Here is a 6,762-nt window from a genome sequence, read left to right on the forward strand (position 1 = left end):
GCCTGCGGTAATGCACCGTGGGCGGGGTTTCTTTGTGCCGAAACTCTGCGAAAATTCTGCCGTAACTCTGCGGAACCCCAGGGTAGGAAACCCAGGGAACACCCAGGGGAAAACCCAGCGGATGTTCGGGGTCGGAGGAGGGGCGCTCGGGTACGCTTAACGTATATACATTGACGTACTACATGTGGTCTTTACCTGCAGGTTGTGAGCTTCGTGCTGACGGCTTTGGGGGTGAAGGATCCAACGAAGGACTTCCGATGACTACTTTCTTCACTCGACGTACTGCCCTGGGTGTTGCTGCTGCTGGCGCGCTTTCTGCGTTGACTGCGTGCGCTAGCGATATTCGCCCGCTAGCTGGCGGCACTGGCTCGGCTTCTCCGTCGGAGGCGGCGACCGCCTCCGAGACCGCCTCCGAAACTGCGTCTGCGAGCGCATCTCCTTCTGCGGCTACGTCTCCTTCAGCTTCTGCGAGTGCTTCTGCAGCTTCGGGTCTTCCGTCTTCGGGTAAGTCCTATAAGGGTGCGATAAAGTTCGATAGCTACGAGAAGACCGGTGAGTATGTTCCGGCGAGCGCTACGAATCCGGCTGAGAATATGCCGAAGCCTGTTCCTCCGGCGAATATGAAGGAGCACAGCGTTGATGGTGCGTATGCTTTCTTGAGTTTCTGGCTTGCTAGCTTGAACTATTTGATGATGACGGGTAACCCGGCCCCGATTGAACATATCTACTACAACGGCTACGGTTGGGAGAAGTATCAGAGCACGATCAAGCTGTATGCGTCGGGTGCTGGTTGGGTGTACGGTACGGAAACTCCGTATATTGTTGAGCTGCTGACGGATGCTCCTCGTGAGGTGCCGGGTAGCGACAATACCCGCTTTATTTGGGAAGGCTATTCCTACATGGACCCGAAGATGATGCGGCATTATAGGAATCAGCCTGAGAAGGCAACGAGCGCTGATGAGTCGAAGAAGAGGGTGGCGAGGTTCCGCCTTGAGTACAAGGACGGCAAGTGGGAGCTGTCTAGCGCCGCGTAGTTGCCGCCTTGCAGAGGGTTCGCTCTCGTAGTGATTTCTTATGTGATAAGACTCCGCACCTGGTAAAACGCTGGGTGTGGGGTCTTAATTTTCTGAACACTTGAGGTGGTCGCGGGGCTATGTGGTGGCTCTCGGGTAACCTTAAAAATATATACATTGACGTACTGATAGGTCTGTACGGGGTGCCTATGCCCGCCACGGTGTGTGGCGTGATTTGCTCTGTATTGGCTCCAACGAAGGGCTTCCGATGACTACCTTCTTCACTCGACGTGCTCTCCTGGGCGTGGGTGCGACCGGCATCCTTACGGCGCTGGCTGCGTGCGCTACCGATATTCGCCCGCTGTCGCAGGGTTCCGGCGGTTCCTCTGGTTCAGCTTCTGATGCTGCGTCTGGCGCGGCTTCTGGTGCGGCGTCCTCTTCTGCGAGCGCTTCGGCGTCGCCTTCTCCGACGGATGGTCACACTCCCGGCTCGTATGTTGGCCCGATTAAGTTCAATAACTACGAACGGAACGGCACCTACATTTCTGCGAATGCGGATGCGCCAGCGCAGAACGTGCCAAAGCCTCTGATCCCGGAGAAGATGAAGGAAAACAGCCCCGAGGGCGCCTACGCTCTGATGGGTTATTGGCTTGCGTCCCAGAATTATCTGATTCTGACCGGCGACGTTGAGCCGCTGATGAAGGCGGATCCGGCGAAGGCTTTTCTGAGGAGCTCTAAGACCATGATTAAGCTCTACGAGTCGGGTCTGGGTTGGGTTTACGGTTCGGATCAGCCGTACAAGATTGAGATTGCGGAGAATGAGCTTCAGCCGGTTGCTAATAAGCCGGACCGTTACGAGTGGCTTGTGACCGTCGCGTATGACGCTGCCGCTAAGTACCACATTGAGGGTGAGCCTGATGCGACTATCGTTGAGGAAGAAAAGACGATTCCTCGCACGACGAAGTTCATCATGGAGTACAAGGAGGGCATGTGGCGCATGCTCCTGGATAACAACAGCTAAATTTCCTCATCTTCTGATACGCACTACTTAAGGATTTCTGATGACGACTTTCCTTTCTCGACGTGCAGCCCTGCTAGCTGCCGGTGCAGGCGCTATTACGATGCTGAGTGCCTGCTCCAGTGATATCCGCCCGCTGGCGGATAGCTCCCCGTCTGCTTCTGGGGAGGCTTCCTCTTCCGCAAATCCCAGCGCCTCTGCTAGCCCCTCTGCCTCCGCTAGCTCCTCCTCTGGGGGCGGTTCTTCTGCGAAGTCTTATCTGGGGCCGGTAAAGTTCGACAACTACGAGAAGAAGGGCGAGTACGTTCCCGCGGATGAGACGCACAAGGCGCAGAACGTGCCCAAGCCCCTCCCTCCTGCGAATATGCATGAGAACAGCATTGATGGTGCCTACTCTGCCTTTAGTTTTTGGCTTGCCAGCGTCAACTATCTGGTGCTCACCGGTGACGATGAGCCGTTGAAGCAGGCTGACCCCTCCGGCAGGGATGTGAAGTCTTTCCATGATTACGTGACTTTTTATGAGTCCAATGAGGGGTGGTTTTACGGTTCGGAGCATGCGCTTCAGGCTGAGATGATGACCCCGCAACCTGAGAAGGTGGAAGGCAGCGAGCCTCTCTATTACTGGCGTATCACGCTGTCCAAGGACCCTAATGCGATGATGCATGTTGAGGGTAAGGGCAACAGGCCTATGTACCAGAACACTTCCATGGAGCCTGAGCTTTCCAACCTGAAATTGTCGTATCAGGACGGCAAGTGGTTTACTTACCCCACCAAGGTACGTGGACAAGGCTCTGCGAGCCCGAGCACCAAAGCATCCGATGAGGCTAACGCTAAGAATGCTTAGAGCATCTTTGCTCAGTTCATCTTATGGGCGGAGATTTACCTCGCACATAGGCTCTAGGATTTAGTCTCATAACCCCACACATTACTTAAGGATTTTTCATGGCAACTTTTCTTTCTCGACGTGCAGCACTAGCTGCCGCTACCGGTGCCGGCGCAGTTGCGGCGTTGACTGCTTGCGCTAGCGATATCCGCCCGCTGGCTGATAGCTCCGCCTCCGGTGAGGATTCGGCGAGCGCTAGCGCTTCTGAGTCTGCGAGCGCATCCGCCTCAGCATCTGCGTCGTCTTCCGCTAAGAAGTCGTACAAGGGTACCGTAAAGCTCGACAAGTACGAGAAGAACGGCGAGTACGTTCCTGCCACGGCTGAGAAGAAGGCGCAGAACGTGCCGAAGCCTGTTGTTCCGGAGAAGATGAACGAGGCAACCATTGAGGGCATGTACCAGTTCCTCTGCTACTGGGTGGCAAGCTTCAACTACATGTTCATGACCGGCGATTTCGAACCGCTCAAGAAGGCTGACCCTGAAGGCCGCTATGCGAACGATCACGCCAATGCTGTTCTTATCTACTCTTCCGGTAAGGGCTGGGTGTATGACACGGATGCGCCGGTTACCATTCAGCTGCTGACTGATGCTCCCAAAAAAGTTGAGGGCGGTCCCAACCGTTACGATTGGCTCGGACGCATTATCTATGATCCCAATGCAAAGGCTCACGTTGAGGGTCATGACCCTGTTCCTCTGGTTGATGGATCGACCAAGAGCGAGGCAACCAATTTTCCGTTTGACTATAAGGATGGCGCCTGGTTCTTACTCAGTGATGAAGAAGCTGATTCCCCCTCTTCAGAGGCGAGTAGCGCTAGTGCCTAACCCGCGTTCCTAGTCATTTATAGCGATGAGGGAAGCTCTCGAATGCAGTTGAGGCTGCGTGCGGGAGCTTCCCCTTTTTGTTTGCATGGCCTGCGTACGGTCGTGTTGAACTGTTCCCGCAGACGAGCAGGTGCAGGCTTTGAATGTGTCAACAAACCTGCTCGGGTACGCTTAAGAGCACAGAACAAACTATTGAGGGGTTCTCATGCCTACCTTCGTTACCCGACGCGCTGCCCTGGGCATTGTTGCCGCTGCCGCGCTCGCCTCCTTGACTGCCTGCGCCAGCGATATCCGCCCGCTGGAGGACCCGAGCGTAGTTGACCCGATGCGCCCCTACAAGGGCGAGCTGAAGTTCAATAGCTACAAGTCCACCGGAACGTACCGCCCTGCAAGCAGCACGAAGAAGGCGGAGAACCCGCCTATGCCCACCCCTCCCGTGAACATGAAATCGAAGACGACCTCGGGCATGTATGCGGCGCTGGGCTACTGGCTCGCAGCCCTGAACTATCTGACGGTTACCGGCGACGCTGCCCCGTTCAAGGACGTGGACCTGGACGGTATCTACGTACAGAAGATGAAGATATACGTAGACTTGTACGCGAAGGATGAGGGGTGGATGTACGGCACCGATACGCCGCTCTTGGCTGAGCTGATCGAAGAGACTCCACAGAAGGTTGACGATGAGCAGTACCGTTGGAAGGGTATTGGCCGTAACCATAAGGCCGCCGTTCTCCATTACGTACCGGAGGACAGGGATATTCACATTGCAGATACGAGCGGCAGCTCTGCTAATGATGAGGTCACTTTTGTGTTGAATTATCGGAACAATACGTGGATGGTCACCATTGAGACGAAAAGCTCTTCGACAGCTGCCCCCGACTCCTCGGGCGGAAGCAATTCTGGCCTCAATGTTTAGGATGCAGTGGCATAGACACCGACACCACGTACGCCTAACAAACAGCACTTTTCGTTAGCTAACGCAGTTTTTGTAGTATTTTCCCAGGTTTAATACCCAAGAAATCATAAACATATCCAAATACACTAAGGTACCCTGAAGTAGATGCACCGATAATCTATTGAAGGGTACCTTATGTCTACCTTCGTGACCCGACGCGCCGCCCTTGGCATCGCCACCACCACCGCGCTCGCCTCCTTGACCGCCTGCGCCAGCGATATTCGCCCGCTCAGCAACCAGAGCACGCCCGGGGAACAACGCTCCTACAAGGGCGAGCTGAAGTTCAACGGCTACGAATCACGCGGCACCTACGTTCCCGCAACCAGCTCGAAGAAGGCGGAGAATCCGCCCAAGCCTGTCCCTCCTGCAGAGATGAAAGCCAAAACGACGGAGGGCATGTACGCCGCCATAAACTACTGGTTGGCTTCTTTCAATTACCTTATGATTACCGGCGACATTGAGCCGTTTAAGGCTGTGGATATAAACCGAAACGATATCTACAAGGCCGAACCTTTCGTCGAATTTTATGAGAAGAACACTGGCTGGGTGTACGGTACTGATGCGCCATTCTCAGCAGAGCTGACCGAGGACGCTCCGCAGAAGGTTGACGAACAACAGTACCGCTGGCTGGGTGTTGGCCGGTATAACAAGGAAGCAAAGATTCACTACACAGATGGCAGGGAACTCACCATGGCTTCATTGAGTAGCGGCCCCGGTGATTATGAGTTCTTCTTTATCTTGGAGTATCAGGATGGCGCCTGGACGGTTCGGAATGAACCAGCCAAACTTACAACGAGCTCACCCAGCTCAAGCGCGAGCAGCTCCGGCACCTCCATTTAGAACCCCGGTCATATCGTAGTCGTGCGAAAATCTCTGTGCCCCGTGTTTTTCGTCATCTACCGCCGCTTTTACGGCGTTGAAGGCGCACACAACATTGGGCTGGCCGCTCCCCTGCGATATTCTGGAATTAGTTCAATACCGGCACATACTTTATTCACCTCAGAAAGAGCCCCATGTCTACCATGTATACCCGCCGCACCGCCCTGACCGCACTGGGCCTGGGCACCGCTGCACTTCTTGCCGCATGTTCCTCAAAGTCCTCCGAATCTTCAGCAACCGCGAGCGCATCCGCACCCGAGTCTTCGGCATCCGCGAGCGCTACCGCATCCGTCTCCCCCACCGCGGAGGCAACCACTACCGTTGAGCCTGGCCCCAGCATGAAGGGTGAGGTCGTTCTTGCCGACTACTCCTCCACCGGCACTTTTGAGCCCGGCACCAAGGAGCACAAGGCAGTGAACGTTGCGATCCCCGTGGAGCCGGCGAAGCTGCGTGAGAACAGTGTTGAGGGTCTGCACGCGTTCATTGCGTACTGGCAGGCTACCCTGAACTACCTGCTGCTGACCGGTGACGGTACCCGCTTCACGAACATTGACCACACCGGCGACTACTCGACCGTGGCTGAGTTTTTCCAGAGCATGTACGCTTCGGAGAGCGGCTGGGTTATTGGTTCGGAGCGTCCGATGGTTCTGTCGCTGACTGCTGACCGCCCGACCAAGGATACTCGCACCGGCTACTACACTTGGGCAACCGAGATGGTGATTGATGGTGCTGAGGGTGCTGGCGTGTACAGCAAGACCAACGATCGTGTGCAGCCGCTGACCGAGGTGTTCAAGTACCCGGGCAAGCCGGTGGCTGGCCAGATTGTGGCGCACTACCAGGACGGCACTTGGCGTATGGTGCGTCGCGCTCCAGGTACTGCGTCTGCTTCGCCGGTTCCGTCGCTGAGCCCGAGCGCTTCGGCTGAGGGTACTGCGTCTGCAGAGGCGACTGCTGCAGGTTCGGCGGAGGCTACTACTGCTTCTGCTGAGGCGTCGGCACAGTAGATTCCGGGTCCCCTATACCGCTGAGAAGCCACATGTGTTTCGAGAAGCCACCATTATGGTTGCTTTTCGAAACACATGTGGCTTTTCGCTTTTACTCTTTCTTGAATAAAGACAGATATAAACAAAAAAGCCTTGATTCCGAAGAACCAAGGCTTTTTCCTAGTGTGACCCCAACCGGATTTGAACCGG

Annotated in this window: 7 protein-coding genes; all 7 read left to right on the forward strand. The window is 55.5% G+C overall.

Going from position 1 to position 6,762, the window contains the following annotated elements:
* The first annotated feature begins 257 nt into the window (after positions 1-257).
* Positions 258-1,034 carry a DUF6318 family protein gene (locus HMPREF2528_RS05970; RefSeq protein WP_049358209.1) on the forward strand — a complete coding sequence of 259 codons (777 nt, stop codon included), beginning with the start codon at positions 258-260 and terminating at the stop codon, positions 1,032-1,034.
* Between the two features lie 247 nt (positions 1,035-1,281).
* Positions 1,282-2,034 carry a DUF6318 family protein gene (locus tag HMPREF2528_RS05975; RefSeq protein WP_070543154.1) on the forward strand — a complete coding sequence of 251 codons (753 nt, stop codon included), beginning with the start codon at positions 1,282-1,284 and terminating at the stop codon, positions 2,032-2,034.
* 40 nt (positions 2,035-2,074) lie between these two features.
* Entirely contained in the window at positions 2,075-2,875 is an 801-nt protein-coding gene (locus HMPREF2528_RS05980) for a DUF6318 family protein (protein ID WP_070543157.1), read from the forward strand.
* A gap of 98 nt (positions 2,876-2,973) precedes the next feature.
* Positions 2,974-3,735, forward strand: a complete 762-nt coding sequence (locus HMPREF2528_RS05985; protein ID WP_070543160.1) for a DUF6318 family protein — start codon at positions 2,974-2,976, stop codon at positions 3,733-3,735.
* 205 nt (positions 3,736-3,940) lie between these two features.
* Entirely contained in the window at positions 3,941-4,651 is a 711-nt protein-coding gene (locus HMPREF2528_RS05990; protein WP_070543164.1) for a DUF6318 family protein, read from the forward strand.
* A 174-nt stretch (positions 4,652-4,825) separates the two neighbouring features.
* The gene (locus HMPREF2528_RS05995; RefSeq protein WP_012903689.1) at positions 4,826-5,530 is read left to right on the forward strand and encodes a DUF6318 family protein; all 705 of its coding nucleotides are present in this window, start codon (positions 4,826-4,828) and stop codon (positions 5,528-5,530) included.
* Between the two features lie 173 nt (positions 5,531-5,703).
* Entirely contained in the window at positions 5,704-6,573 is an 870-nt protein-coding gene (locus tag HMPREF2528_RS06000; protein WP_070543169.1) for a DUF6318 family protein, read from the forward strand.
* Positions 6,574-6,762: the final 189 nt, after the last annotated feature.

The organism is Rothia sp. HMSC078H08 (assembly GCF_001808955.1).
Classification (GTDB): Bacteria; Actinomycetota; Actinomycetes; order Actinomycetales; family Micrococcaceae; genus Rothia.